We start from the raw sequence: 25,447 nt of genomic DNA on the forward strand, positions 1-25,447 counted from the left end.
AGCTCAGGGTTGGTAGCCGGATTTCTGAACCACGGGCGCCCACTGGGCGCGGTAGGCCTTGAGCATGGCCGCTGTCTGCTCCTGCGTGCTGGCCACCGGCGTCATCAGCGAATCCCTGAAGCGGCGCACGGTGTCCGGGTCCTGCATGACCTCGCGGATGGCCTGCGACAGGCGCGCGACCTTGTCGCGCGGCATGCTCGCGGGCGCGAAGAAGGCGTTCCAGCCGGTGGCGACCAGGTCGAGCCCGGCTTCCTTGAAGGTCGGCACCTCGGGCGCGAAGGGCGAGCGTTTGGCGCCCGACATGGCGAGGATGCGGACCTTGCCGGCCTGGTGCTGCGGGATCACCACGTCCAGCGTGTCGACGGCGATCGGCACCTGGCCGCCGATCAGGTCGGTCAGGAGCGGGCTGGAGCCGCGATAGCCGACCACCTGCGTCGGCACCTTCGCCTTCTCGCCCACCATGAGGCCGAAGAAGTGCGGCAGGCTGCCGGTGGCGGGCACGCCGACGTTGGCCTTCTCGGGATTGGCGCGCATCCAGGCCAGCAGGTGCGACAACTCTCGCACCGGCACGGCGGTCGCCACCGACAGCGCGAACTCGTAGTCGTTGACATGCGAGACCGGCACGAAGTCGCGCTCGGCGTCGTAGCCGTTGTCCTTGAAAACCAGCGGCGCCACGACCATCACGGCCGGATTGGCCAGCATCAGCACGTTCTGCGACGCGGGCGCGGCCTTGACCTGCTGGGCCGCGAGGCGGCCGCCCGCGCCTGGCTTGTTGTCGATCACGACCGGCACGCCGAGCCTGGCCTGGAGCTTGTCGCCGACGATGCGGGCTACGCGATCGGTGGCGCCGCCCGGCGCGTAGCCCACCACGATGCGCAGCGGGCTGTCCAGCGGCTGGGCCGCGGCGGTGCAGGCGATGGCGGCCAGGGCGAGGGTGCCGGTGAGCCGGCGAAGAAGATGCTTCAGCATGGCGAGATCTCCGTTCAGTCGTTGGCTTGGAAGTTCACGGCCCGCATGATGCCGCCCCAGCGCGCCGTGTCCTCGCGCATGGTCTTCAGCAAGGCCGCGGCATCGTCGCCCACGGGGTACATGCCGTTCTGCAGCAGCTGCTGGCGCACTTCGCGCACATTGACGGCGCGGGTGAACTCGGCCCGCAGCTTGTCGACGATGGGCTGCGGCGTGTTGCGCGGCGCGTAGTAGGCGAACCAGGCGGCCGCGACCACGTCCTTGTAGCCGGCCTCGACGAAGGTCGGCAGGCTCGGCATCAGCGGCGAGCGCTTGTCGCCGCTGGTGGCCAGCACCTTCACGCGGCCGGTGGTCTGCAACTGGAGCGCGCCGCCCACGGTGTCGAAGTAGACCGGCACGGTGCCGCCCATCACGTCCTGGCGTGCCGGCGTCGAGCCGCGGTAGGCCACGTGGACCATCTTCAGGCCGGCGGCGCGGTTGAGCATCTCGCCGAGGAAATGCGAAGGCGTGCCGGCGCCGTAGGAAGCGAAGCTCAGCTTGTCGCCCTGGCTCTTCGCCCAGGCGATGAACTCGGGCAGCGTGTTCGCCGGTACATCCTTATGGACCACCAGCGCGAGCTCGAAGCGCGCTGCATTGACGATCGGCACGAAGTCCTTGACCGGGTCGTAGGAAAGATGGCGGTAGGCGCTCGGAAACATGGTCATCATGCTGGCGGTGCCGAGCAGCAGGGTGCGACCGTCGGGTGGCGCGTTCTTCACGGCCTCGACCGCGATGCGGCCGGCCGCGCCGGAGCGGTTGTCGACCACCAGCGGGCCGAGCGTGTCGCGCACCTCGTGCGCAATGGCGCGCGTCAGCACGTCCTGCGTGCCACCGGCGGGCACGCCGATCAGCACCTTGATCGGCTGGCCGGGGGTGAAGGCCTGCGCTGGCGCGAGCGGGGCGAGCGCGATGCCGCCGAATGCGGCAAGCAGTTGGCGGCGGTCGAACGTGCGATGGGGCATGAGTCAGCGTCTCCGAGGATGTGGATTGGCGCGGCCGCGCGGGGCTGCAGTCCCGGTTGACTTTAGAGTCGCGGCATTCGATTGATCTAATCAACCATTCCCCGGACTAACCCGATGACCGCGCACCGACCGCTCGACGACCTGCTGCTGTACCGGCTGTCGCGCCTGCTGTCGGTTGCGGGCAGCATGGTGATCCGGCTCTGCGAAGGCCGATTCGGGATCACGCGCCGCGAATGGCGCCTGCTCGCGACGCTGGCAAGCCGCGGCGAACTGAGCTCCTCGCAGCTGGCCGAGCACGCCCAGCTGGACCGGGCGCGCACCTCGAAGGCGGTGGGCTCGCTGGTCGCGAAGCGGATGGTCTCTCGCACCCATCTCGCGGGCGACCGCCGCAGCGTGGTGCTGCGCCTCACGGAAAGCGGCCAGGCGTTGTATGACGAATTGTTCCCGCTGGTGGCGCGAATCAATGCCGATTTGCTGGACGCGCTGGACACTGCCGAGGCCGCCCGTTTCGACGATGCGCTGCACCGCCTGCAGGCGCGCGCCGAGCGCCTGGCCGGCGAGGCCGTGCTGCCCAAGGCCGATCGCGGGCGCCGGCGCGCAGGCTGACGCATCGCTTCAATCCACCTTCATGCCGGTGGCCTTGACGACCTTGCCATAGCGCGCCGCGCTCGCGCCCAGGTGCTCCGAGGCCGCGCTGCCCACTTCGCCGACCGCCACCATGTCCAGCGTTGCCAGCCTGGACTTGAGTTCGGGCAATGCGAGCGCCGACCGAAGCGCCCGGCGCAGGGTCTGCATCACGGGCTCGGGCGTAGCGGCCGGCACCATGGCCAGGTAGAGCACCTCGAATTCCAGGTCCTTCAAACCCAGTTCGCTCACCGTCGGCACCTGCGGAAGCAGCGGCGAGCGCTGCCGGCCGGTCACCGCCAGCGGCCGCACCTTGCCGGCCTGCAACTGCGGCAGCAGGCCCGGCGTCGCGAGGATGCCGGCCTGCACCTCGTTCGAGAGCAGGGCCATGACGGCCGGCGCATTGCCCTTGTAAGGCACGTGCGTGATCTTCGCGCCGGTCGCGCTGGCGAAAATCTCGGCCGCGATGTGGCCGGGGCTGCCGTTGCCGGCGGAGCCGAAGGTGGATGGCTGGGCCTTGCTCTGCGCGACGAACTCCGCCAGCGTCTTCGCGCCGACCGAGCTGCCGACGCCGAAGGTCAGGCCCGAGGAACTGAAGATCATCAACGGCTTCAGGTCCTTCGCCGCGAAAGGCATCGACGCGTAGAGGTGCGGATTGATCGTGAAGGTGGTGTCGATCGAGATCAGCACCGTGTGGCCGTCGGCCGCGCTCTTGGCCACCACGTCGGCGCCGATGTTGCCGCCGGCGCCGGGCCGGTTGTCCACGACGAAGGGCTGCCGGAGCTCCTTCTGCAGCGCATCGGCCAGCGCCCGGCCGAGGATGTCGAGCGGCCCGCCGGGAGGGAAGTTGACGACGAACTTCACCGGCTTCGCCGGGTAGCTCGTGTCGGCATGCGCAGGCAAGGTGCAAAGGCCGGCGGCCAGCAGGGCGCAGGCGCTCGCGAGGCCGAGGCGGCGCTGCGCGCCTTTGGAATCGAGGCGGGTCATGGGGTTTTTGTCTCCGTGCAAGAAGCCCCCACTCTAGGAGCGCCCCCGCGGCGGCACAACTGAAAGCTCTTCTGCCAGCTATTCCCGTTGGTTATATTTGGACGGCATGTTCGCGGAACACCGCGGAACCGGCTTTGCCGGGCCGCTGGTGTTGCCCCCGGAGCGGGGGTTGGCGGACCACACGAAGTGGGGGAGCCTGGGGGTGAACGCTATTCCAGCCATGAACTTTGCTCGCCTCAAGCTGCGCCATCTGCAGTGCCTGGTGGTGGTGGCGCAGGAGCGCAACCTGGTCCGCGCAGCCAAGGGGCTCGCGCTCACGCAGCCCGCTGTCTCCAAGACCATCGCCGAACTCGAGGACATCGTCGGCCGCAGGCTGCTGCTGCGCCGCCGCCGCGGCGTCGAGCTGACGCCTGCTGCCGACGTGCTGGTGCGCCACGCCGTCGCCGCGCTGCGCGGGCTGCGCGAGGGGCTGGGCCTGGCCCTCGACCAGCCCGAATTCGATCAGGTCCGCGTGGCCGTCGGCGCCTTGCCGAACATGGCGGCCAACCTGCTGCCGGCGGCCATTGCCGCCCTCCACGCATCGACGCCCGCGCTGCGCGTGCGCGTGGCCAGCGGTACCAATGCGCAACTGATGACCCAGCTGCGCCAGGGCGAGATCGACCTGGTGCTTGGCCGCCTCGCACAGGCATCGGCCATGGCGGACCTGCATTTCGAGCAGCTCTACAGCGAGCCGCTGCTGCTGGTCGTGCGGCCGGGCCATCCGCTGGCGGCGCGGCGGCGCCCGGCGCTCGATGCGCTTGCGGCCTATCCGCTGGTGGTGCCGGTGTCGGGCACGCTGATCCGCCACACGGCCGACGCCTTCTTCGTTGCCCAGGGGATGGCGATGCCGCGCTGCTTCGTGGAGGCGACCGACACCAGCTTCGCGTTCGGCCTGCTGCAGTGTGCCGACGCCGTCTGGTTCGCGCCGCAGGGCGCGGTCGAGGGCTTCGTGGCGCGCGGCGAGCTGCGCCGCCTGGCGATCGACACGGCAAGCACCGAAGGGCCGGTCGGGCTGACGGTGCGGCGCGGCAGCGAACCGACGGAAGGCGCGCGCCTGTTGATCGAGGCGATCCACGGCGTGGTGCGCCAGCGCGGCGCGCGGCGCAAGCCTCAGGCGGCCGGCGCTTGAGCAGCGGCGTCGCGCTGCGGCAGGTCGCCCTCGATGCGCATCCTGGGCAGCCACTGCGGGTACTCGCGCTGCATGAAGTCGATCAGCCCTTCGCGCACCGTGCAGCGCAGGTCGAAGGCCAGCGACGATGACGCCGCGGTGCAGAGCACGCGAATCTGCATGCTGCGATCGGTGGCGTCGGTCACGCGCAGGTTGAAGAAGCGGCCGTCCCATTCGGGTGCCGCCTTCACGATGCGCTCGGCCTCCTCGCGCAGCGGCGCGACCGGCATGCCGTAGTCGGCATAGATGAAAACCGCACCGAGCAGCTCGGAGCTGCTGCGGGTCCAGTTCTGGAACGGCTTCTCGATGAAGTAGGACAGCGGCAGGATCATGCGCCGGTCGTCCCAGATCCTGAGCACGACGAAGGTGCCGGTGATCTCCTCGACGCGGCCCCATTCGCCTTCGACCACGAGCACGTCGTCCATGCGGATCGGCTGCGCCAGTGCGATCTGCAGGCCGGCGATCAGATTGCTGAACACCGGCTTGGCGGCCAGGCCGACCACGAGGCCGATCACGCCGGCCGAGGCCAGGAGGCTGGCGCCGACCTGGCGCGCGCCGGGGAAGGTCATCAGCATGAGCGACGCGCCGGCCACCAGCAGCGCGCTGGCAGCGGTGCGCGACAGCACGCGGGTCTGGGTGAGCACGCGGCGCGCCTGGAGGTTGTCGGTCACGTCGTACGGGTGCTTCGCCAGCACGCCGTCAGCCACGCCGTTGACTGCGCGGACCGCGAGCCAGGTCGCAGCCGCGATCAGCAGCAGGCCGTTCAGGTGGCGCACGCCGGCGATGAAGCGCAGCTCGTCCGGCGCGGCTTGCCACACCATCTGCAGCGCCACCAGCGGCAGCACGAGCCTCGCGGCCGGCTGGAGCTTGATCAGCATGGTGTGCAGCACGGGCATGCTGCGCGTCAGGCGCTTGAGCACGATGCCGCCGATGCGGTGGACCAGCAGCGCGAGCGGTACGGCGATCAGCGCGGCCAGGCAGGGGCCGAACCACGGGTGGGCGAGGAGCATTTCCTTGGTCATCAGGCAGTCTTGGTCTTAGGGACGTTCGTGGCGAGGGGTTGCAGGATGCGTGCCGCGTCGTCGCGCAATTGCGCGGCGATCGCGGTCGCGAGGTCGAGTCGGCGCAGCAGCCAGGGGCTGACGTCGTTGTCGAAGGGGTCGGGAAGCGGGATCGGCCCGGCCAGCGTGGTGGCGGGGGCGCTCTCGGGCATGACCGGGCCGGTCGTGGGTGTGCTGCCGATGGCGGCTTCGATGCGCTCGGCGGTGCGCGCGAGCGGGCCTTCGATCTCGGCCGGCGTGAGCCGGTCGCGCCTGAGCACCAGCATCGACTTGACCGCGCTCAATTGGGCCAGCAGCTGGTAGCTGTGCGCCTGCAGGTGTTCGAGCGGCTCGAGAGGCGGCTGCACGGCGCGCGGTTCCGACAGCGAGCGCTGCGTGGCCTGCACCAGCGCCGAGAGGCTGTCGTAGGCCTCGCGGCGCGCGAGCCGCCATTCGAGCTCGGGGCTGGTGACCACCGAGCGCAGCTGGCCGAGGCCCAGCGCGAGCCGCGCATGGCGCGCTTGCGCCGTCAGCGTGCGGGCCACCAGCGCCGGGATCTGGCTGCGCTCCCACGAGGGCAGCACGTAGCAGAAGGCCCAGGCCAGCGCGGCGCCGATCAGCGTGTCGGCCACGCGCTCGAACAGCGCGAAGGTCGGGCTCATGCCGACGCTCAGCATGTGGGCCTGGAGCAGCCCGAGCACGGTGGCGGCGACGGAGGTGACCAGGTAGCGCCGCACCGCGAAGCCGTGCGCGATGGCCTGCGCCACCGTCACCGCGGCCAGCATGCCCAGCGGCGACGGGTGCGTCGAAAGCAGGCCCACCGCGAGCACGCAGCCGAGCAGCGTGCCGGCGACGCGGCTGTCTCGCCGCTCCAGCGTCTGGGACAGGCTGCCGCGCAGCACTACCACGATGGTCAAGAGGATCCAGTAGTCGTGCGAGCCCCAGGGCAGCATCACCGCGATCGCGTAGCCGGTGGCGACGGCGAGCGCGGCGCGGATCGCATGGCGCAGCGGCGGCGCGTCCCAGCGCCACAGCGTGAGAAAGGGCAGCAGCGACCATTCGGTGGGGCTCACGAACATCTGCCAGTTCGCCCGCACCACCGTGAGGTCGGGCTCGACGTCGCCGCGCGCCAGGGCCACCAGGCGCAGCACCTCGTCGTTGATGTGGCCGATGCGGCTGGCCAGCCCGCGCGCCAGCATGGCGGGGGTCGGCCCGACATGGCCGGCGGGCGGTGGCGCGTCTTCGTCCTCGAGGTGGATGGCCGCCAGCTCGGGACGGCGATCGGGCACCGGCGCAGGCTGCCGGCCCAGCAGCAGCGTGTCGGCCAGCGCTTCGGTCTCGTCGGCCAGCTCGTCGAGCACGCGCTGCATTTCGTAGAGCGCCGCAGCATGGCCGGGATGCGCCTTGAGCGCGTCGAGGTCGAGTTCGCTGGCCAGCAGCAGGTCGCGCAGCTCGAGCACCAGCACCAGCATGCCGGCGAGCCGCTGCCGGCGCGGCGTGCGCGGCGATTCGAGCACGATGTCGCGCGTGGCCTGCAGCTGGTCGGCCAGCGCGGCCTGCTCGCGCAGCAGCTGGCCGAGCAGCGGCGCCGGCACTTCGCGCACGTCGCCGGAATCGTCCCTGGGCGTGAACTGGCGAGCCTCGGTGCGCATCAGCGCTGCCAGCGAGAGCAGCACGTCGGCCATCGCCTGCACGCGGTAGCGGCCGTTGAGCGCATGGTTGGCGAGCACCGCGTAGATCACGTAGAGGCCTGCGCCGATGCCGAAGTGCAGCGTGCGCTGGAGCGCTTCGGCCATGCCCGTGGGCGCGGGCGTGGCCATCGAAAAGATCATCGAGAACATGACCGCGATCGCGATCGGGATGCCGCGCTTCCCCCACGCCATGGCCACGAAAGCGAGGAAGGTCGCGGGCACCAGCAGCAGGCCGAGGCGCAGCGGCGCCGAGTGCAGCAACTGCACGAAGAAAAACAGCGGCAGCCCGATCAGCGGCGAGGGCAGCATCTGCCAGAACTTGCCGCGGCGCGGGCCGGGCAGGTCGGGCGGCGCGCTGACGATCACGCCGACGGCCGCTGCCGAGGCGGCGAGCGTGCCCAGCAGCAGGTGCACGCCGCCGGAGATCAGCATCAGCCCGAAGGCCACCGACAGGCCGTTCGCGACGTAGTGCGAAAGCGCCACGCGCAGCGCGGCGCGGCCCCGGTTCCCGGTGGCGCGCTGCGCCTGCATCACTCGGCGGAGGTGTCGCCCTCGGCGGGCCCGATGGGCGCCTCGCGGCGCAGGCGCGTGAGCTTGCGCGGCGCCGGCGCCGCTGCCGTATCGGCCGGTGCGTCGGCATCGGCCTGCGTACCGACGACGGTGCTGCGCGCGTAGACGTCGCCCGCGTGGGCCGAGGGATCGACGGCGCGCACGCGGTCGCTGGCGCGCAGCTTGTCGTCGACGCCGGCGAACTTCGAATACTTGGCCAGGATCGGCACCAGCTGGCCGTAGATGCGCGGCGCGCCGGCAAGGCATTCGCGCTGATCGAGGAAATCGGGCTCGCCGGTGAAGTTGCCGATCAGCCCGCCCGCTTCGGTGACGATCAGCGAGCCGGCCGCCACGTCCCAGATGTTGAGGCCGGTTTCGAAGAAGGCATCGGTGAAGCCGGCCGCCACGTAGGCCAGGTCGAGCGCGGCCGCGCCGGGGCGGCGCAGGCCCGCCGCGCGCGGCATCAGGTCGGCCATGATGGCCAGGTACTGCTTGAAGTTGTCGCCGGTGCGGAAGGGAAAGCCGGTCGAGATCAGGCACTCGCTGAGCCGCGTGCGCTTGCTGACGCGCAGGCGGCGGTCGTTCATGAAGGCGCCGCGGCCCTTGGTGGCCGTGAAGAGGTCGTTGCGGCTGGGGTCGTAGATGACGGCCTGCTCGACCTTGCCCTTGACCGCGAGCGCGATCGAGACGCAGTAGACCGGGAAGCCGTGGATGAAGTTGGTGGTGCCGTCCAGTGGATCGATGATCCAGACGTAGTCGGAATCCTTGGCGCCGTGCTGGGTGCCCGATTCTTCGGCCAGGATGCCGTGCCCCGGGTAGGCGCCGAGCAGCGTCTCGATGATCGCTCGCTCGCTCGCGTGGTCGACTTCGGTCACGAAGTCGTTGACCTGCTTCTGCGAAATGCGCACCGCTTCGACATCGAGCGCGGCGCGGTTGATGATGGCGCCGGCGGCGCGGGCGGCCTTGACGGCCACGTTGAGCATGGGGTGCAGGTTGGGGGACGACATTGGATTGTGAGAAGAACGGCTGGCGGCGCCGGAATGCGCCCTGGGATGCGGCCCGGCGATGCGGGCGGCGAGAATCGGGAGATTTTACATGCGCACCCGATTCATCCTGATCCAGACCAGCCACGCCGGCAACGTCGGCGCTGCCGCGCGCGCCATGAAGACCATGGGTTTCGGCGACCTGGTGCTGGTGGCGCCGCGCTGGGCCAACGTGCTGCGGCGCGAGGAGACCATCCAGCGCGCGAGCGGGGCGCTGGACGTATTGGCCAACGCGCGCATCGTCGAGACGCTGGACGAGGCGCTCGACGGCGTCACCCACTTGTGCGCGACCGCGATGGTGCCGCGCGACTTCGGCCCGCCTACGCGCACGCCGCGCGAGCACCTGGAGCCGCTCGCGGAACAGGAGGGGCAGCACGTGGCCTTCCTGTTCGGCTCGGAGCGTTTCGGCATGCGCAACGAGGATGTCTATCGCTGCCATGTCGCGCTCAGCATTCCGACCGATCCGGGCTTCGGCTCGCTGAACCTGGGCGCGGCGATCCAGGTGATCGCCTACGAATGGCGGCTCGCGCTCGGCGGCTACGCGGTGCGCGATGCCACTGCGCCGTCGCCTGCGGCCGATGCGCGCGCCCTGGCCGGCATGCTCGAACACTGGGAGCGCTCGCTGGTGCAGATCGGCTTCCTGGATCCCGAGGCGCCCAAGAAGCTGATGCCGCGGCTGCAGCAGCTCTTCAACCGCGCCCAGCCGACGCCGGAGGAGATCCATATCCTGCGCGGCATCGCCAAGGCCATGGCGGATGCGGCACGGAAAACCCCATCACCGGTACGCGAAGACCCGAGCCCTTAGACTGCGCGGCCCATATAGCCATAACAAGAACATCCATGTTCTCGCGCCTGCGCTCCGACATCCAGTGCATCCTCGACCGCGATCCGGCCGCGCGGACGCGCTGGGAAGTGCTGACCCTCTATCCGGGCCTGCATGCCGTGGTGCTGCACCGCCTTGCGCACTGGTGCTGGGGCCACGGCCTGAAGTGGATCGGGCGCTTCATCTCGCAATGCTCGCGCTGGTTCACCGGCATCGAGATCCATCCCGGTGCGATCGTCGGTGACCGCGTGTTCTTCGACCATGCGATGGGCGTGGTGGTCGGCGAGACCGCCGAGATCGGCGACGGCTGCACGATCTACCAGGGCGTGACGCTCGGCGGCACCTCGCTCTACAAGGGCGCCAAGCGGCATCCGACGCTGGGAAAAGACGTGGTGGTCAGCGCCGGCGCCAAGGTGCTCGGCGGCTTCGTGGTCGGCGACGGCGCCAAGATCGGAAGCAATGCCGTCGTCATCAAGCCAGTGCCCGCGGGCGCGACGGCGGTGGGGATTCCGGCGCGCATCATTCCGTCGAAGGCAGGCACCAGTGCCGATGTCACGAGCGCCGACAGGAAGTTCACGGCCTACGGGATCACGATGGAAGACGACCCGTTGTCGCAGGCCATGAAGGGGTTGATCGACAACGCGTCGAGCCAGGATCACCAGATCGCGCTGCTGTGGAAGGCGATCGAGGCCTTGTCCGCGCAGCCGGGAAAGAAGGATTGCGTGCCGGGCGACGCGGCGCGGGAGGAGTGCTTCGAGGCGGAGCGGTTGACGCAACTGGTTGGGAAGTGACTTGCTCCCTCTCCCTCTGGGAGAGGGTTGGGGTGAGGGTCTGGGCCTTTGAATCGCTGCTGCTCTTTGCTGAGGCCGGGGCCGGGAATTCGCCCCGGCGGGCGAGTCACTTTCTTTTGCGTCGCCAAAAGAAAGTAACCAAAGAAAAGGCGACCCCACTGTCTGCGACCCCTGCGCTTCGCTCCGGGGCAACCTGCGGTGCTCGGTTCGCCGGCCTGCCGCAGAACTCGCTGCGTTCACTGCGCTCAAACAGCTGCGGCAAGTCAGATCACGAAGCACGCCTGTCCTTCGGCAGGCGTGCGGCCGACGCCCCTGCGCTCCTCGGCGCAGCCAGAGGGGAGTGGGTCGGGCCTTCGCTTCGCTCGGCCGCCAAGAACCCCAACAGCCAACCCCCACACAAGTACGCGCCATGGCGCGTTCTTGTTCAATCCCCTCTGGGCGTGCCGAGGAGCGCAGCTTCAGGCGGATAAAGGGCCGCGCGTGTTTGAGCGCAGCGAGTTTGCGCGGACCCCGCCTGAAGCGAGCACCGCAGGTTGCCCCGGAGCGAAGCGCAGGGGACACGCACGGTGGGGTCGCCTTTTCTTTGCTTACTTTCTTTTGGCGAAGCAAAAGAAAGTGAGTCGCCCGCCGGGGCGAATTCCCGGCTCCAGCCTCAAGAACAAGCGCAACGTACAGATCGAACGCCCGTGTGCCCTCACCCCAACCCTCTCCCAGAGGGAGAGGGAGAGGGAGAGGGAGAGGGAGAGGGAGAGGGAGCAAGAGATGAATTCAACGCGGCCGAATCGCCGACTTCGGCCGGAACGCCTTGCACACCGATTCATCGGTTTCCAGATAAGGCCCGCCGATCAGGTCGATGCAGTAGGGCACCGCGGCGAAGATGCCCGCTACCACCTGTGCGCCCTGAGGATCCTTCAATCCTTCGAGCGTCTCCGCGATCGCCTTCGGCTGCCCTGGCAGGTTGATGATCAGGCTGCGATCGCGGACCACCGCCACCTGGCGGGAAAGAATCGCCGTCGGCACGAAGCGCAGGCTGATCTGCCGCATCTGTTCGCCGAAGCCCGGCATTTCCTTGTGGGCGACAGCGAGCGTCGCTTCCGGCGTGACGTCGCGCAGCGCCGGCCCGGTGCCGCCGGTCGTCAGTACCAGCGAACAGCCGGCGTCCACCAGCTCGATCAGCGCCGCGCTGATGCCGGCCTGTTCGTCGGGAATCAGCCGCGGCTCGAAATGGATCGGGTTGCGCAGCGCCCGCTGCAGCCACTGCTGCAGGGCGGGCAGGCCCTTGTCCTCGTAGACGCCGCTCGAGGCGCGATCGCTGATCGAGACGATGCCGATGCGAACCGGATCGAAGGCGCTCGCTTCACTCATGCGTCCTCCTCGCGCGCTTGCGCCGAGGCCTCGGCCGCGTGGTCATCGGTGCCGTGCACCTCGAGCTGCGCACGCACGATCTGGAACACCTCGCGGTAGGCCTTGCCCTGGCGCGGCGCTTCGCCGGGCGGTCCAGCCTTGATGTCCTTGCGGGCCTGGCGCACCAGTGCGCGCAGCTGCTGGGCGTCGGTGCCGGGATGGGTCTCGATCCAGCCGCCGAGCGCGTCGTCGTCGGCGATCAGGCGGTCGCGCCAGCGTTCGGCGTCGTGCAGGATCGCCGTCTCCTGGGCCGGGCCGCGGTTCTGCTCGTCGAGTGCGCTGCGCACGGCGTCGAGGGTGGCCGCATCGAGGCCGCGCATCAACTTGCCGATGAACTGCATCTGGCGCCGCTTGCCTTCGAAATTGGTGATGCGCTTGGCTTCTTCGATCGCGTCCTTCAGCTTTTCGCCGAGGTCGAGCTTGTCGAGCAGGCTGGCGCGCAACGTGAGCAGGGCTTCGCCCAGCGCCTGCAGTTCGGTGCTTTCGCGCTTGAGATCGGTCCTGCTTGCTGCGTCGGTGCCCTTGAGCTCGCGCTTGAGCTCCAGATCGAGTTCGCTGCCTTCGGCCACGAACTGGCCGCGGACGAAGTAGCCTTTTTTGGGTTTGCGGGGCATAGAGGCAATCGTTGGCCGCACCATCGGGAACAGGGGGCGCAAGTATCATAGCCAACACATGAGCACATCTTCCTCGCGCGCCGATTCCGGCTTCGCCTACACCCGCCCCTTCTTCGAAAATCTGGTCGATTCGGCCTTGGCGCATGCCAAGAAGCTCGGCGCCACCGACGTCGGCGCCGAGGCGTCCGAAGGCTGCGGCCTGAGCGTCTCCGTGCGCAAGGGCGAGCTGGAGAACGTCGAACGCAACCGCGACAAGTCGCTCGGCGTCACGGTCTACGTGGGCCACCGCCGCGGCAATGCCAGCACCTCCGACTTCTCCGAGGCGGCCATCGCGCAGACCGTGCAGGCAGCCTACGACATCGCGCGCTTCACAGCCGAAGATCCGGTCAGCGGCCTGCCCGACGAAGCCGACATCGTCAGCGGCCAGCCCGATCTCGACCTGTTCCATCCCTGGGACATCAGCAGCGAGCAGGCCGCTGCGCTGGCGCTCGAATGCGAGGCCGCGGCGCTCGCGACGGACAAGCGCATCACCAACAGCGAAGGCGCGGGCGTCTCGGCGCAGCAAAGCCATTTCTTCAGCGCCCACACGCGCGGCTTCCGCGGCGGCTATGCGAGCTCGCGCCATTCGATCTCGGTGGCGCCGATCGCGGGCAAGGGCGACGACATGCAGCGCGACGCCTGGTACAGCTCGATGCGTTCGGCCGACGAGCTGGCGAGCCCGGCGGCCGTCGGGCGCTATGCGGCGGAACGCGCGCTGAGCCGCCTCAAGTCGCGCAAAATCAAGACGACCGAATGCCCGGTGCTTTTCGAGTCGCCGATGGCGGCCGGGCTGCTGGGCGGCCTGGTGCAGGCCACCAGCGGCGGCGCGCTCTACCGCAAGAGCAGCTTCCTGCTCGACTCGCTCGGCAAGCCGGTGCTGGCCAAGCACATCGACGTGCTCGAAGACCCGCACGTCCTGCGCGGCAAGGGCAGCTCGCCCTTCGACGACGAGGGCGTGACCACGCGCAAGCGCAAGGTGGTCGACGGCGGCCGGCTCGAGGGCTACTTCCTGAGCACCTACTCGGCGCGCAAGCTGGGCATGAAGACCACCGGCAATGCCGGCGGCTCGCACAACCTGACGCTGAGCTCGCGCCAGACGAAGCCGGGCGACGACCTGGACGCGATGCTCGCCAAGCTCGGCACCGGCCTCTTCGTGATCGAGCTGATGGGGCAGGGCGTCAACTACGTGACGGGCGACTACTCGCGCGGCGCCAGCGGCTTCTGGGTCGAGAACGGCAAGATCGCCTTCCCGGTGCAGGAGATCACGATCGCCGGCAATCTCAAGAGCATGCTGCTCGGCATCGAGGCGGTCGGCGCCGATGCCTACAACTACGGCGCCAAGACCACCGGCTCGATCCTGGTGAACCGGATGAAGGTCGCCGGCAGCTGACGCGCGTTCGATCGCTCAATCTCGCCCGGCTTCGATCATCTTGCGCGCCAGGAGCGCGGGGTCGGTGAAGCAAAGCTCGTGGCTGCCCGGGCACTCGACCAGCCGGAACAGCCCCAGCCGTTCCGAGAGGCGCGGATGCCACGGAAGGCTGTGCGGCATCGCGCTGTCCTGCTGGCAATTGAGATAGGACTTCCCGACCTCCAGCGCGGCCAGCTCGGTGCGCAGGCTCAAGGGCTCGGTGAAGGTCCGGTAGGGATGCAGATTGAGCATCTCGTAAGTGCGCTGCGCCGTCGCCAGATCGGCGTCGTTGATGAAAGCATCGCGCCAGATCGGAAAGGGCAGCATCACTGCGTCGTCGTTCTGCGCCGCGATGCCGTCGAACAGCGCCTTGTAATGCGGCGGGGCCATGTCGTTCAGGCACTCGCCGTGAAGCGGCACGAAGGCATTCCAGTAGACCAGGCGCCGCACGCGTTCGGCGACCAGGTTCATCGCGCCCGAGATCACCATGCCGCCATAGCTATGGCCGACCAGGCGCACGTCCTGCAGCGCATGCGCCGCGATGTAGTCGGCCAGCGACTGCACCGCCTCGGTCAGTCCGATGGCGCTGCGCGAATCATGGGGACGGTTGCCGGCCAGGGTCGGGCAGTGCACGGTATGGCCCTGGGCCCGGATGGCCTCAGCCACCGGCTCCATCAACTCGCCCGTGTGCCAGGCGCCGTGAACGAGAACATAGGTATCCGCCATTTCAGCCTCCTCGAGATGCAGAGGCGTGCAAGTTAGCGGCGCTTCGGGCCTGCCGCTGGCCGATGCGCGCCGAGCGGATGGCCGTTGCGTGTCAGCCGCAGCCGTCCAGCGCCAGCCGGCGATACCGGCTCGGCGTGATGCTGTGCTCGGCGCGGAAATGGCGCACGAAATGCGAGGCGTCGAGATAGCCGCAACGCCGCCCGATCTCGGCGCTGCTGGTTCGCGCGAAGCGGCGCGAGGCCAGCAGGCGCGCCGCCTCCTCCATCCGCAGCCGGCGCAGCGAGCGCGCGAAGCTCTCGCCCGACGCGAACGCGCGATGCAGGCTGCGCAAGGACACGCCCAGGGCATCTGCGACGTCCTGCGCGACCAGGCCGGGTTCGCCGAGGCGCTGCGCCAGCAGATCCATCGCACGCCGTCGAATGTCGGCGCCCCGGGGATCGTCAGGCGGCGCTGCGCCGGGCATCGCCAGGCTGAGCAGTACGCCGAGCTGGTCGACTAGCAGTGCCGGCGGCAGCCCGGGGGCGGCGGCGAATTCCGGCGACAGGTTGGCCAGCAGGCCGCGCAGCGCAAGACCCCAGCCGGCGTCTCCCGCAATGCGGCGAGCGACGCTGTCGGGCCCGCCAGGAAGCCAGCGCTCGGCCCAGGCGATCGGCAGCTGCAGCGACGCGCAATGCACGCCTTCGCGGAAGTGGAATTCGTAGCGCTCCCGGGAATCGACCAGCACGGCGTCTCCGGCGGCGAGCGCCGTCTCGCGGCCGCGCTGCACCACGCTCCACGGGCTGTCGAACTGGCTGATCAGGTAGTAGAAGTTGTCGCGGCTGCGGCCGATGGCGGAGTGCGTCCGGTACACGTCCTGCGCGCTGGCTTGGACCCGGTTGACCGCGATCGGCCCGAGCGGCTGATGGACGAGACGGGCATTGAAGGCTTCGCGGCGCGAGCTCGTGACGTCCATCTCGAGAAAGGCTTCGCACACTGCGCCGACCCAGTAGTCCAGGCGCTGCGAACCGGGCACGACGTCCGTGCTCCATTGGCGGGGAAGTGCTTGCATGACCGCGGTCTCCAGGCCGGTATCGGCGCCCGCACTATAGAGCGGACACGCGCGGTCGGGTACGCCTGATGAAGTCGAGCATGAGCGGCACTGCTGCGGCGGCGTGTGTCTCGAGCAGCTTATGGCCGGCGTCGAAAACGTGGACTTCCATCCGCGGAAGGTCCTGCCTCCAGGACAGGACATCGGCGAGATCAAAGAATGGATCCTGCCTTCCCCGGAGCAGCAGCGAAGGCGGGGGCTTGCGTCGCATCCCATTGCGGACCGAGCCCGGTTCGATGAGCGTTGGCGTTCTGAACGATGAGGCCCCAAACTCGGTCGGGCGCCTGCATGGCGATGTGAAAACCCACTGGGGCCCCGTAATCATGTAGATAGATGCATCGCGGCCCGATCGAGAGCCGGTCCAGCAGCTCCGAGATTGCGTGACCGAAGGCGGAAAACCGAACTCCTTTTCTCGATCGTCCGATCGCTCGCAATCCCTGCGCAGAGGCAATGCTAAGCGGGAGGCGTCGGAAGGTCCAGCGGGAGCGCCTCGCGCACCCTGGCGATGGCGTTGAGGTAGGGCAAGGTGAATCCCTCCAGGGGTGCATCCGGCGCCAGCCAGCTGAAGCTGAACACGAGCCCGTCTTCTTCGGGGCTGCCCATGGCCACATGGTCGAAGGTTTCGGGCAGCGGCGCCGGCGCGCGCATCAGGAACAGGTGCCAGAGCTGGGCATGCCGGTGCACGTTGCCTTCGATGCCGGCCTCGCATTCGCGCTCCAGCGTGCCCAGCGGCTGCAGTTCGCCGCGGTAGTCGATGCCCGACTCTTCCAGCAGTTCGCGCCGCACCGCATCTTCGGGCGCTTCTCCGGGCTCGACCGTGCCCTTGGGCAACTGCATGCCCCTGTCGCCCGGGTGATGGAAGACCAGCAAGCGGTCGCTATCGTCCACCAGGCAGGCGCAAGCCTTGTGGATCGCGGTGCGTGCCTTCACCCTCAGCCGCCCGAGAGCGCAGCCTTCACCGCGGCGCTGACCTGGCCCATGTCGGCCTTGCCGGCCAGGCGGGTCTTGACGGCGCCCATGACCTTGCCCATGTCGCCGGGGCCCTTGGCGTCGAGTTCGGCCACGATGGCCTTCACTTCCGCGGCGATCTCGTCCGCGCCCATGCGCTGGGGCAGGTACACCTCGAGCACCTTGATCTCGGCGGCTTCCTTGTCGGCCAGGTCGGTGCGGCCGCCCTGGGTGAAGGCGGCGACCGAGTCCTTGCGCTGCTTGACCAGCTTGTCGACGATGGCCACGACCATCGCGTCGTCGAGTTCGATGCGCTCGTCGACTTCCTTCTGCTTGAGGGCGGCGAGCAGCAGGCGGATGGTGCCCAGGCGCTCCGAGTCCTTGGCGCGCATCGCGGTCTTCATGTCTTCGGTGATCTGGTCCTTGAGGCTCATGGCAGGCTTTCTTGACAGGCTAAAAACAAAAGCCGCGGCAGGTATCCCTGGCGCGGCTCTGAACCGGACGCTGGCTTCGACGCCAGCGCGGCGGATGCTCAGTACAGCTTCTTGGGAAGCTGCATGCTGCGCACGCGCTTGTAATGGCGCTTGACCGCTGCGGCCTTCTTGCGCTTGCGCTCGGCGGTCGGCTTTTCGTAGAACTCGCGGGCACGCAGGTCGGTCAGCAGGCCGAGCTTTTCGATGGTGCGCTTGAAGCGGCGCAGCGCGACGTCGAAGGGCTCGTTTTCTTTAACGCGGATGGTGGTCATTTAAAAATCGGTCTTGTTGAATTTGGCCTGGGGAAGATCGGGCCCCGGGCCGGGTTCCTCAACTGAAAAATGGGGTAGGCCGTTGAGGGGAGGCCAAAGTTAGCCCGACATTATAACGCGTGCGCGCAGGCATGCGCGCTGGCCCAGGCCCACTGGAAGTTGTAACCCCCTAGCCAGCCGGTCACGTCGACCACTTCGCCGATGAAGTACAGGCCGCGCTGCTTCGATTCCATGGTCTGGGACGAGAGCTCGCGGGTGTCGATGCCGCCGGCCGTGACCTCGGCTTTCTTGTAGCCCTCGGTGCCGCTGGGCGTGATCTGCCAGCGTGCGATGCGTTCGGCCAGCGCCGCCAGCGCCCGGTCGGCGGCCTCGTTGATCGGGCGCTGCAGCGCCGCCTCCTGCCCGACCCAGGCGTCCGCCAGCCGCGAGGGCACCAGCGCGGCCAGCTCGTTGCCGATGCGCTTGCGCGAGCGTTGCTTGGCCTCGCCGAGCGAAGCCCGCACGTCCACCCCGGGTGCGAAGTCGATGGTGAGCGGCGCACCCGGCTGCCAGTAGCTCGAGATCTGCAGCACCGCGGGGCCCGAGAGGCCGCGGTGGGTGAAGAGCAGGTCTTCCAGGAACATCGCGCGCTCTTTCTTTGTGCCGGTCTCGATCTGCACCGGCAGCGCCAGGCCGGCCAGCTCGGCATAGGGCGACCAGGCTTCGCCGCCGAAGGTCAGCGGCACCAGGGCGGGGCGCGGCGCGACCACGCGCAGGCCGAATTGCGCAGCGATCCGGTAGCCGAAATCGCTGGCGCCGATCTGCGGAATGGAAAGGCCGCCGGTCGCGATCACCAGCTTGGGTGCCTGGACGACGCCGCGGCTGGTTTCGATCCGAAAGCCGGCCTCACCGGAGAACGCGATCTCGCCGACGCTGCAGGGCTGCCAGTGCGCGACGCCGCCGGCCGCGCATTCGGCCAGCAGCATGTCGATGATCTGCTGCGAGCTGCCGTCGCAGAAGAGCTGGCCCTTGTGCTTCTCGTGGAAGGCGATGCCGTGGCGCTGCACCAGTTCGATGAACTGCTGCGGTGTGTAGCGCGACAGCGCCGAGCGGCAGAAATGGGGGTTGTCGCCGATGAAATGGCGCTGCGGCGCGCGCACGTCCAGGTCGCGGTTGGTGAAATTGGCGCGCCCGCCGCCCGAGATGCGGATCTTTTCGGCGATGCGCTCGCCATGGTCGATGAGCAGTACCTTGAGGCCGCGCTGACCGGCGAGTCCTGCACAAAAAAGACCGGCCGCCCCGGCGCCGATGACGACTGCGTCGAACGCGGTCATTCAGCAAACCTCCGCGCTGCGCGCTGCGGTGCGAGCGCCTTCGGGCGGCCGGGCGGCGCTCATCCTTTCCACACGAAGGGGAACTTCAGCTGCTTGAAGAAGCCGTTGGGCACGTAGTCGCCGACCACGCCGTAGCGCTCGGGCCACAGCCTGGTGCTCTTGACGGCCGTGCCGAAGAGGTAGTCGAGAAAGGCGTAGTGCGCGGCGTAGTTCTTGTCGATCGCCTCGTCGTCCTGGCTGTGGTGCCAGTGATGGAAGTTGGGCGTGACGATGAGGTAGCGCAGCGGCCCGAGGCGCACGCTCACGTTGCAGTGATTGAAGACCGCCTGGAAGCCGACCACCACGATGTAGGCGTCGATCACTTCCTTGCTGAAGCCCAGCACGTAGATCGGCGCCAGCACCAGGGTGCGCGTGATCAGCAGCTCGAGGATGTGCTGGCGCGAGCCGGCCATCCAGTCCATGCTCTTCACGCTGTGGTGCACCGCGTGCAGGCGCCACAGGAGCGGCACCTCGTGGTAGGCGCGGTGCGTCCAGTACTGCACCAGGTCGGCCACCAGGATGATCAGCAGCACGCCGGCCCAGAAGGGCAGCCCTGCGACCCAGCCGCGCACGCCGTCGTTGGCGGCCCAGCCGAAGAGCTTGTGCACCAGCAGGTTGGTCGCGAGCAGCACGAAGCCCACGATCATGTGGTTGACGACGAAGTGGTGGAAGTCGGTCTGCCACTCGGCGCGGAACACCGGCTGGTCCTTGCGGTGCGCGAACAGCTTCTCGATGAAGATGAAGATCAGCGAGGAGCCCAAGAGGTCGAGGATGAACCAGTCCAACCCGATGTAGGGCGTGTTGTCGGCGAAGTCGTTGACCGGCACCTTGTGCCCGCCGAGCAGCGCCGCCGCCGCCACCAGCAGGAAGGCGAAGGAGGAGAGCCAGCGCGAGCGGTTGAAGATGATGTTCACCAGCGAGAGGCCGCCGGAAATCACCATTGCCGCGAGCAGCACGATGCGCATCGCGTCGACGTCGTAGCTGCGGCGCAGCTCGGGCGTGCTGAGGTACTGCGGGAAATGGAAGACCAGCACGCCCAGGAAGCACAGGACTGCAAGCGACAGCGCGATGGTGCCCGTGACCAGCCCCTTGCCGCGTTGGAGCTGGCCGTGGCTTTCGGTGAATTCGTTGAGTTTGTCGAGCTCCAGCATCCTGATCTCCCGCCCGTGTTCGAGGGCTGCAGGATTCTAGGGGCGGCGCCGGAACATGCCGACAGGCCGAACGGCCGATTCAGGTGCCGAAGCGCGTCGCCGGCAGGCCCGCCGCGGCCAGGCCGCGCAGCACGTCGCCGACCACGATCACCGACGGACTGCCGAGCCCGGCGGCCGCCAGGTCGAAGGGCAGGCGAGCGAGCGTGGTCGCGATATGGCGCTGCTGCGGCAGGCTCGCATGCTGGATCACGGCCACCGGCGTGTCGCCCGCCAGGCCGTGCAGCAGTTCGTCCTGGATGTGGGCTACGCCCGTGACGCCCATGTAGATCACCAGCGTGAGCCGTGCATCGCGCGCCGTGGCGGCCAGCTGCCGCCAGTCGGTCGGATGCTGGTCGGCCGCATGGCCGGTCTTGGCGTGGCCGGTGACGAACACCACGCCCTGCGCGTGGTCGCGGTGCGTGAGCGGCACGCCCAGCGCGGTGACGGCGGCGAGGCCCGCGGTGATGCCGTTGATCACCCGCACCTCGATGCCTTCTTCACGCAGGTGCTCCACCTCCTCGCCGCCGCGGCCGAAGATGAAAGGGTCGCCGCCCTTGAGGCGCACCACGGTCTCGCCCTCGCGCACCGCCGTGATCATGAGCCGCTCGATGAAGGCCTGCGGCGTGCTCCTGCAGCCACCGCGCTTGCCGACATGGACGATGCGGGCGCCGGGCCGCGCATAGGCCAGGATCTCCTCGCTGACCAGGTCGTCGACCAGGAGCACGGTCGCCGCCTGGATGGCCTTGACGGCCTTGATCGTCAGCAGCTCGGGATCGCCGGGACCGGCGCCGACCAGGGTGCAGCTGCCGAGGGAACCGTGATGGGAAGGGTGGCTCATGCGTGCTCCGTCTGTCGCGCCAGTTGCAGGACGTGCTCGACCTGTTGCGCGATCGCGCCGGGCACCGGCAGTTGGCCGGCCAGCACGCGCCGCGTGTAGTCGGCCGTGGTTGCGACGTCGATTTCCTGAGGCAGGCCGGGCACCTCGGACTGCGTGCCGGGCTGCTGGCTCTGCAGCGTGATGCGCTTTCCGTGCACGAAGCCGTCGACCTGCGCGGTACGGCGCGGGTCGGCCACGCTCTCGCCTTCGAGCCCGCGCGAGAGCAGGGCGGTCATGCCCAGCAGCTCGAAGGTCGCCGCCATCGACTCGGCGTAGGCGGGGTGCGTGTAGCTGCCCACCACCACGCAGGCGCCTTGCGTCGGCTGCATCAGCTTGACGACGCTGTGGCCGGGATTGCGCAAGCCCACCACGCGGCGCACGTCGAGCAGGCGCTTGAGGCCGGGGCTGAGCAGCTCGGTCGGCGCGAAGACCGCCTCGCCGTTCGCGATCGGCCGGATGGCCGCAAGCGGCGGCACGTCGAACGCCGCGAGCACGTTGGAGGCCAGCACCCGGGTCGATTCGGTGGCCGCGCCATGCACCAGCACCGGCAGGCCTTCGCGCGCCAGCAGCAGCGCGAGCAAGGGCGTGAGCACCGGCAGCCGGCGCGCGCCGTTGTAGCTGGGCAGCACCACCAGCGGCCGGCCGGTGGCGGGAAAGCGCGCCAGGCGCGCGTGGGTGGCATCGAGAAAGCCGGCCATCTCATCCGGCGTCTCGCCCTTGATGCGCATGGCCAGGCAGAAGGCGCCGGTCTCCAGGTCGGTCACGGTGCCGTCGAGCACCTGGCCGAAGAGGTCCGCGGCCTGCTCTCGGTCGAGCGGCCGCGCGCCGCGCGCGCCGCGGCCGATTTCCTTGATGTAGTGGCTGATTCCCATGGGTAGGCCCATTGTCCCGCAAGGCTTATGCCGCAATACAGCTGCGCTTATGCCCTGGATGGCAGGAAGGGGAGCCGCCAAAGTGCTCATGATTACTCGGCCAAGGCCGGTGCCGCGCTGGCGCGCACCATGCGCTTGAGCTCGGGCAGGCAGGAGCCGCAATTGGTGCCGCACTTCAGTGCGCCCTGCAAAGCGGCGAGGCGATCGCTCTCCGACCCGGTAGCGGCCGCCAGGTGCTCGCCGATGGCGGTCTGCGTCACGCCGAAGCAGCTGCAGATGACCTTGCCGCGCGCCGCCACGCCCGCCGGGGCGGCGGCGCCGGGCTTGAGCAGCTGGCGGCCATAGGCCTGTGCGGGCAACTGGTCCTGCAGCAAGGTCTTGATCCAGGCCTCCGCACGCGTGTCGCCGGCCAGCAGGAAGCCTTCGAGGTGCGCATCCTGGCCTTCGCGCACCAGCCGCGCGGCGCGCCGCTGCCCGTGCTTGGCATCGGCATAGCGCAAGGTGTCGGCGCCGCCGAGCCCCAGCAGTCCCTCGATGCGGGCGAGCACGTCGTTGGAAGGCGCGTCGTAGGCGGCCGCGCGAAAGAGGATACCGGTGCGCTCCGGCCCGCTGCCCTCCAGGGCGCCGCCGGTGCCGAACGGCACGCAGCTGGCATAGGGGAAGGACAGCATCAGTGCGCGCAGGGCCTCGCGGACGTCTAGGGACGCGTCCCGCGGCAGCCAGGCGAGCGCCAGCAAGGACCAGGGCAGTTCGGCCTTGAGGATCTTGACGGCTGCGTGCTTGAGCTCCGGCTGTTTCGAATCGGGGCAGAAGACCGGTGTCGTGAGCGCATTCACGCCGGCGAGCGGCTCTCCGGTGCTGGAGCGGCCGCTGAGATATTCGCCGCCCCAGTGCATGGCGATGAAGGCCTGGCTCATCCCTACCTCGGCACTGGCGGCGACGGGCAGCACGATGGAGCCGCGCCGCGAGGTGACGTGCACCAGGTCGCCCTCCTTCAACTGGCGGCGCGCCATGTCCTGCGCGTGCATCTGCACCGTCGGCTCCGCCGCGTGGCCGAACAGGCGGCCCAGCGTGCCGGTGCGGCTCATGCCGTGCCACTGGTCGCGCAAGCGGCCGGTGTTGAGCGAGAACGGATAGCGCGCCTCGCGTGCTTCGGCCACCGGCTTGTAGGCGACGTCGGCAAAGCGCGCGCGGCCGTCGGGCGTGGCGAACACGCCGTCTTCGTAGAGGCGCGCGCGGCCGGTGGTCTCGCCTTCGCGCAGCGGCCACTGCCGCGGCGCGGCCTCGAGCATCGCGTAGCTCATGCCGGTGATGTCGAGATCGCGGCCGCGCGTGGATTCGCGATGCTCGTTCCAGACCGCTTCGGCGCTCGCATAGGGGAACAGCGTGTTCGCGCGTGCCAGCCGTGCTTCGAGCCGGCGCGCGAAATCCATCGCGATGGCCCAGTCGTCGCGCGTCTCGCCCGGTGCCGCGACGGCCGGTCGCACGCGCGAGACGCAGCGCTCGCTGTTGGTGACGGTGCCGTTCTTCTCGCCCCATGTGGTGGCCGGCAGCAGCAGGTCGGCGAAGTCGCAGGTGGAGGTGGTCGAGAAGGCTTCCTGCACGACCACGAATTCGCAGCGCTCGAGCGCGCGCCGCACGGTGGCCTGGTCGGGCATCGACTGCGCGGGATTGGTGCAGGCGATCCAGAGCGCGCGAATCTCGCCGTCGGCGGCGGCCTGGAACATCTCGACCGCGGTCTTGCCGGGCTTCTCGGGCACCGAGGGCAGGCCCCAGAGCGCGGCGACCTCTGCGCGATGCTGCGGGTTGGCGAGGTCGCGGTGCGCCGACAGCAGGTTGGCCAGGCCGCCCACCTCGCGGCCGCCCATCGCATTGGGTTGGCCGGTGAGCGAGAAGGGGCCGGCGCCGGGCCTGCCGATCTGCGCGGTCGCGAGGTGCAGGTTGATCAGCGCTGCGTTCTTGGCAGTGCCGGACGACGATTGGTTCAAGCCCTGGCAGTAGAGGCTCAGCGTCGCTGCCGAGGTGGCGAAGAGGCGTGCGGCCGTGAGCAGATCGTCCTTCGAGATGCCGCAGACCTGCGCCACGCGATCGGGCGTGCAGTCGCGCACCGTGGCCTTGAGCGCCTCGAATCCGCTGGTGTGGGCGGCGATGTAGCGCGCATCGGTCCAGCCTTCCCACAGCATCAGGTGCAGCATGCCGTTGAAGAGCATCACGTCGGTGCCCGGCTGGATGGCCAGGTGCAGGTCGGCGATCTCGCAGGTGTCGGTGCGGCGCGGATCGGCCACCACGATCTTCATCGCCGGGTTGGCCGCCTTCGCATCCTCGATGCGGCGGAACAGGATCGGATGCGCCCAGGCCGTGTTGCTGCCGGCGATGAACAGACACGCGGCGTGCTTCAGGTCGTCGTAGCAGGCCGGCGGCGCGTCGGCGCCCAGCGTCTTCTTGTAGCCGGCCACCGCGCTGCTCATGCACAGGCGCGAATTGGTGTCGATGTTGTTGGTGCCGATCAGGCCCTTGGCCAGCTTGTTGAAGACGTAGTAGTCCTCGGTGAGCAGCTGGCCCGAGACGTAGAAGCCGACGGCGTCCGGGCCGTGGTCGTCGATGACCTGCGCGAACTTGTCGGCCGCGGTATCGAGCGCGGTGTCCCAACTGACGGTCTCAGGCGTCGCGCCGCGCTCGGCACGCCGCATCGGCTGCAACAGCCGCGTCTGCCGCGTGACCGCCGCGCTGGCCGTGAGGTGCAGGGTCGAACCCTTGGTGCACAGGCGGCCGAAGTTCGCCGGGTGATCGGGGTCGCCGCGCACGCCGGTGATCTGCGCGCCATCGGACTCGATGACCACGCCGCAGCCCACACCGCAGTAAGGGCAGGTAGAACGGGTTTCAACCATGGCAGGCTAGATGCAGGCTGCGGCGTTCACGTCCACCGCGAAGCGGACCGCCGAAGGCGTGTCCGCAGCCCACGCCGCAGTAAGGGCAGGTAGAACGGGTTTCATCCATGGCAGGCTAGATTTTTTCCATAGCCGGACCTAGATGCCGTGCGGCGCCTGCACGTCGAAGCTCTCGTCGCCCAGCTTGCCGGCCGTCGCAGCGCCGGGGCCGGCGCGAGGTGGAGCCAGGTCGAGCGCCAGCGTGGCCAGTTCGCGCGCGTCCAGCATGACCTGTTCGCCTTCGACCTTGCACGCGAAGCGCGGCGTGCAGCCTTCGTCCGGCGACTTCGCGCAGCCGTCGTCCAGGCCGATGGCCCAGTTGTGCAGCGGGCAGGCCACGCTGGTGCCGAACACGATGCCCTGCGACAACGGACCGCCCTTGTGCGGGCAGCGGTCGAGCAGCGCGAACACCTGGTTCTCGGCATTGCGGAATACCGCGACGTCCACGCCCACGGGCCGCGCCACGCGGCGGGCGCCGAGCACGGGGATGTCGTCGACGCGGCAGATGACTTTCCATTCGCTCATCGGTGTGTTCC

At 69.0% G+C, this 25,447-nt stretch carries 25 protein-coding genes; 5 read left to right on the plus strand and 20 right to left on the minus strand.

Translation table 11 applies throughout. The features are described from left to right. Positions 1-3 precede the first annotated feature (3 nt). The gene (locus EJI01_RS08690) at positions 4-969 is read right to left on the minus strand and encodes a Bug family tripartite tricarboxylate transporter substrate binding protein (RefSeq protein ID WP_126836715.1); all 966 of its coding nucleotides are present in this window, start codon (positions 967-969) and stop codon (positions 4-6) included. 14 nt (positions 970-983) lie between these two features. Then, entirely contained in the window at positions 984-1,967 is a 984-nt protein-coding gene (locus EJI01_RS08695; RefSeq protein ID WP_126836716.1) for a Bug family tripartite tricarboxylate transporter substrate binding protein, read from the minus strand. Between the two features lie 114 nt (positions 1,968-2,081). Between EJI01_RS08695 and EJI01_RS08700 the strand changes: the two genes are divergently transcribed. After that, the gene (locus tag EJI01_RS08700; protein WP_126836717.1) at positions 2,082-2,573 is read left to right on the plus strand and encodes a MarR family winged helix-turn-helix transcriptional regulator; all 492 of its coding nucleotides are present in this window, start codon (positions 2,082-2,084) and stop codon (positions 2,571-2,573) included. A 9-nt stretch (positions 2,574-2,582) separates the two neighbouring features. On the opposite strand, the gene EJI01_RS08705 is transcribed toward EJI01_RS08700, so the two are convergent. Beyond that, positions 2,583-3,578: a Bug family tripartite tricarboxylate transporter substrate binding protein gene (locus EJI01_RS08705; RefSeq protein ID WP_126836718.1), complete on the minus strand. Its 996-nt coding sequence runs from the start codon at positions 3,576-3,578 to the stop codon at positions 2,583-2,585. Between the two features lie 220 nt (positions 3,579-3,798). Here EJI01_RS08705 and pcaQ point away from each other — a divergent pair, with 220 nt between their 5' ends. Then, a complete protein-coding gene (gene pcaQ, locus EJI01_RS08710) occupies positions 3,799-4,746 on the plus strand; it encodes a pca operon transcription factor PcaQ (RefSeq protein ID WP_126836719.1) in 948 nt (315 codons plus the stop codon). Here the strand turns inward: pcaQ and EJI01_RS08715 are convergent. From EJI01_RS08715 to EJI01_RS08725, 3 genes are read right to left on the minus strand one after another with little or no spacing between them, the layout of a single operon-like run. Further along, positions 4,728-5,807: a mechanosensitive ion channel family protein gene (locus EJI01_RS08715; protein ID WP_126836720.1), complete on the minus strand. Its 1,080-nt coding sequence runs from the start codon at positions 5,805-5,807 to the stop codon at positions 4,728-4,730. The genes pcaQ and EJI01_RS08715 overlap by 19 nt on opposite strands. Further along, positions 5,807-8,047 carry an FUSC family protein gene (locus EJI01_RS08720; RefSeq protein ID WP_126836941.1) on the minus strand — a complete coding sequence of 747 codons (2,241 nt, stop codon included), beginning with the start codon at positions 8,045-8,047 and terminating at the stop codon, positions 5,807-5,809. The genes EJI01_RS08715 and EJI01_RS08720 overlap by 1 nt, the downstream gene beginning before the upstream one ends. Beyond that, positions 8,047-9,072 (minus strand): inositol monophosphatase family protein, encoded by a 1,026-nt coding sequence (locus EJI01_RS08725; RefSeq protein WP_126836721.1) that lies wholly within the window; start codon positions 9,070-9,072, stop codon positions 8,047-8,049. Before EJI01_RS08725 ends, EJI01_RS08720 begins: the two co-directional genes overlap by 1 nt. Before the next feature lie 88 nt (positions 9,073-9,160). Here EJI01_RS08725 and EJI01_RS08730 point away from each other — a divergent pair, with 88 nt between their 5' ends. Together EJI01_RS08730 and cysE are read left to right on the plus strand one after the other, a co-directional pair. Next, positions 9,161-9,913 carry an RNA methyltransferase gene (locus EJI01_RS08730; protein ID WP_126836722.1) on the plus strand — a complete coding sequence of 251 codons (753 nt, stop codon included), beginning with the start codon at positions 9,161-9,163 and terminating at the stop codon, positions 9,911-9,913. A 35-nt stretch (positions 9,914-9,948) separates the two neighbouring features. Then, positions 9,949-10,722 carry a serine O-acetyltransferase gene (gene cysE, locus EJI01_RS08735; RefSeq protein WP_126836723.1) on the plus strand — a complete coding sequence of 258 codons (774 nt, stop codon included), beginning with the start codon at positions 9,949-9,951 and terminating at the stop codon, positions 10,720-10,722. Positions 10,723-11,490: 768 nt separating this feature from the next. On the opposite strand, the gene mog is transcribed toward cysE, so the two are convergent. Further along, the gene (gene mog / locus EJI01_RS08740) at positions 11,491-12,087 is read right to left on the minus strand and encodes a molybdopterin adenylyltransferase (RefSeq protein ID WP_126836724.1); all 597 of its coding nucleotides are present in this window, start codon (positions 12,085-12,087) and stop codon (positions 11,491-11,493) included. Next, positions 12,084-12,740, minus strand: a complete 657-nt coding sequence (gene yjgA / locus EJI01_RS08745; protein WP_126836725.1) for a ribosome biogenesis factor YjgA — start codon at positions 12,738-12,740, stop codon at positions 12,084-12,086. The genes mog and yjgA overlap by 4 nt, the downstream gene beginning before the upstream one ends. Before the next feature lie 58 nt (positions 12,741-12,798). Between yjgA and pmbA the strand changes: the two genes are divergently transcribed. Further along, positions 12,799-14,169 carry a metalloprotease PmbA gene (pmbA, locus tag EJI01_RS08750; protein ID WP_126836726.1) on the plus strand — a complete coding sequence of 457 codons (1,371 nt, stop codon included), beginning with the start codon at positions 12,799-12,801 and terminating at the stop codon, positions 14,167-14,169. 15 nt (positions 14,170-14,184) lie between these two features. Here pmbA and EJI01_RS08755 read toward each other — a convergent pair whose 3' ends face one another. The 12 genes from EJI01_RS08755 to nirD form a co-directional block, all read right to left on the minus strand. After that, entirely contained in the window at positions 14,185-14,913 is a 729-nt protein-coding gene (locus EJI01_RS08755) for an alpha/beta fold hydrolase (RefSeq protein WP_126836727.1), read from the minus strand. Between the two features lie 91 nt (positions 14,914-15,004). Then, positions 15,005-15,961 (minus strand): helix-turn-helix domain-containing protein, encoded by a 957-nt coding sequence (locus tag EJI01_RS08760; RefSeq protein ID WP_126836728.1) that lies wholly within the window; start codon positions 15,959-15,961, stop codon positions 15,005-15,007. 492 nt (positions 15,962-16,453) lie between these two features. Then, positions 16,454-16,930, minus strand: coding sequence for an NUDIX domain-containing protein (locus EJI01_RS08770; protein ID WP_260602378.1), 477 nt, complete (start codon positions 16,928-16,930; stop codon positions 16,454-16,456). A 2-nt stretch (positions 16,931-16,932) separates the two neighbouring features. Further along, on the minus strand, positions 16,933-17,382 hold the full coding sequence (locus EJI01_RS08775; RefSeq protein WP_126836730.1) for a GatB/YqeY domain-containing protein: 450 nt from the start codon (positions 17,380-17,382) through the stop codon (positions 16,933-16,935). Between the two features lie 98 nt (positions 17,383-17,480). Next, positions 17,481-17,693 (minus strand): 30S ribosomal protein S21, encoded by a 213-nt coding sequence (gene rpsU, locus EJI01_RS08780; protein ID WP_007833691.1) that lies wholly within the window; start codon positions 17,691-17,693, stop codon positions 17,481-17,483. Positions 17,694-17,803: 110 nt separating this feature from the next. Then, positions 17,804-19,006 (minus strand): NAD(P)/FAD-dependent oxidoreductase, encoded by a 1,203-nt coding sequence (locus EJI01_RS08785; protein WP_126836731.1) that lies wholly within the window; start codon positions 19,004-19,006, stop codon positions 17,804-17,806. Between the two features lie 59 nt (positions 19,007-19,065). Beyond that, complete coding sequence (locus EJI01_RS08790; RefSeq protein WP_126836732.1) at positions 19,066-20,196, minus strand: sterol desaturase family protein; 1,131 nt, start codon at positions 20,194-20,196, stop codon at positions 19,066-19,068. A gap of 79 nt (positions 20,197-20,275) precedes the next feature. Next, positions 20,276-21,073, minus strand: a complete 798-nt coding sequence (cobA, locus tag EJI01_RS08795) for a uroporphyrinogen-III C-methyltransferase (RefSeq protein ID WP_126836733.1) — start codon at positions 21,071-21,073, stop codon at positions 20,276-20,278. Further along, positions 21,070-21,984, minus strand: coding sequence for a DNA-binding protein YbiB (gene ybiB, locus EJI01_RS08800; RefSeq protein WP_126836734.1), 915 nt, complete (start codon positions 21,982-21,984; stop codon positions 21,070-21,072). Before ybiB ends, cobA begins: the two co-directional genes overlap by 4 nt. A 92-nt stretch (positions 21,985-22,076) precedes the next feature. Then, positions 22,077-24,872 carry a nitrate reductase gene (locus EJI01_RS08805; protein WP_126836735.1) on the minus strand — a complete coding sequence of 932 codons (2,796 nt, stop codon included), beginning with the start codon at positions 24,870-24,872 and terminating at the stop codon, positions 22,077-22,079. Beyond that, positions 24,865-24,981, minus strand: a complete 117-nt coding sequence (locus EJI01_RS29660) for a hypothetical protein (protein ID WP_126836736.1) — start codon at positions 24,979-24,981, stop codon at positions 24,865-24,867. Before EJI01_RS29660 ends, EJI01_RS08805 begins: the two co-directional genes overlap by 8 nt. A 29-nt stretch (positions 24,982-25,010) precedes the next feature. Next, complete coding sequence (nirD, locus tag EJI01_RS08815) at positions 25,011-25,436, minus strand: nitrite reductase small subunit NirD (protein ID WP_126836737.1); 426 nt, start codon at positions 25,434-25,436, stop codon at positions 25,011-25,013. Between the last annotated feature and the right edge of the window lie 11 nt (positions 25,437-25,447).

It is taken from the genome of Variovorax sp. MHTC-1, from assembly GCF_003984645.1.
Lineage (GTDB): Bacteria > Pseudomonadota > Gammaproteobacteria > Burkholderiales > Burkholderiaceae_C > Variovorax.

Coding starts and splice junctions, on each gene's coding strand:
- EJI01_RS08720 (WP_126836941.1), bottom strand. CDS start 8,047: ATGCAGGCGCAGCGCGCCACCGGGAACCGGGGCCGCGCCGCGCTGCGC.
- cobA (WP_126836733.1), bottom strand. CDS start 21,073: ATGAGCCACCCTTCCCATCACGGTTCCCTCGGCAGCTGCACCCTGGTC.
- nirD (WP_126836737.1), bottom strand. CDS start 25,436: ATGAGCGAATGGAAAGTCATCTGCCGCGTCGACGACATCCCCGTGCTC.
- EJI01_RS08725 (WP_126836721.1), bottom strand. CDS start 9,072: ATGTCGTCCCCCAACCTGCACCCCATGCTCAACGTGGCCGTCAAGGCC.
- EJI01_RS08805 (WP_126836735.1), bottom strand. CDS start 24,872: ATGGTTGAAACCCGTTCTACCTGCCCTTACTGCGGTGTGGGCTGCGGC.
- mog (WP_126836724.1), bottom strand. CDS start 12,087: ATGAGTGAAGCGAGCGCCTTCGATCCGGTTCGCATCGGCATCGTCTCG.
- EJI01_RS08755 (WP_126836727.1), bottom strand. CDS start 14,913: ATGGCGGATACCTATGTTCTCGTTCACGGCGCCTGGCACACGGGCGAG.
- pmbA (WP_126836726.1), top strand. CDS start 12,799: ATGAGCACATCTTCCTCGCGCGCCGATTCCGGCTTCGCCTACACCCGC.
- yjgA (WP_126836725.1), bottom strand. CDS start 12,740: ATGCCCCGCAAACCCAAAAAAGGCTACTTCGTCCGCGGCCAGTTCGTG.
- EJI01_RS08760 (WP_126836728.1), bottom strand. CDS start 15,961: ATGCAAGCACTTCCCCGCCAATGGAGCACGGACGTCGTGCCCGGTTCG.
- EJI01_RS08695 (WP_126836716.1), bottom strand. CDS start 1,967: ATGCCCCATCGCACGTTCGACCGCCGCCAACTGCTTGCCGCATTCGGC.
- EJI01_RS29660 (WP_126836736.1), bottom strand. CDS start 24,981: ATGGATGAAACCCGTTCTACCTGCCCTTACTGCGGCGTGGGCTGCGGA.
- EJI01_RS08730 (WP_126836722.1), top strand. CDS start 9,161: ATGCGCACCCGATTCATCCTGATCCAGACCAGCCACGCCGGCAACGTC.
- EJI01_RS08775 (WP_126836730.1), bottom strand. CDS start 17,382: ATGAGCCTCAAGGACCAGATCACCGAAGACATGAAGACCGCGATGCGC.
- EJI01_RS08715 (WP_126836720.1), bottom strand. CDS start 5,807: ATGACCAAGGAAATGCTCCTCGCCCACCCGTGGTTCGGCCCCTGCCTG.
- pcaQ (WP_126836719.1), top strand. CDS start 3,799: ATGAACTTTGCTCGCCTCAAGCTGCGCCATCTGCAGTGCCTGGTGGTG.
- cysE (WP_126836723.1), top strand. CDS start 9,949: ATGTTCTCGCGCCTGCGCTCCGACATCCAGTGCATCCTCGACCGCGAT.
- EJI01_RS08785 (WP_126836731.1), bottom strand. CDS start 19,006: ATGACCGCGTTCGACGCAGTCGTCATCGGCGCCGGGGCGGCCGGTCTT.
- EJI01_RS08690 (WP_126836715.1), bottom strand. CDS start 969: ATGCTGAAGCATCTTCTTCGCCGGCTCACCGGCACCCTCGCCCTGGCC.
- ybiB (WP_126836734.1), bottom strand. CDS start 21,984: ATGGGAATCAGCCACTACATCAAGGAAATCGGCCGCGGCGCGCGCGGC.
- EJI01_RS08790 (WP_126836732.1), bottom strand. CDS start 20,196: ATGCTGGAGCTCGACAAACTCAACGAATTCACCGAAAGCCACGGCCAG.
- EJI01_RS08700 (WP_126836717.1), top strand. CDS start 2,082: ATGACCGCGCACCGACCGCTCGACGACCTGCTGCTGTACCGGCTGTCG.
- EJI01_RS08705 (WP_126836718.1), bottom strand. CDS start 3,578: ATGACCCGCCTCGATTCCAAAGGCGCGCAGCGCCGCCTCGGCCTCGCG.
- rpsU (WP_007833691.1), bottom strand. CDS start 17,693: ATGACCACCATCCGCGTTAAAGAAAACGAGCCCTTCGACGTCGCGCTG.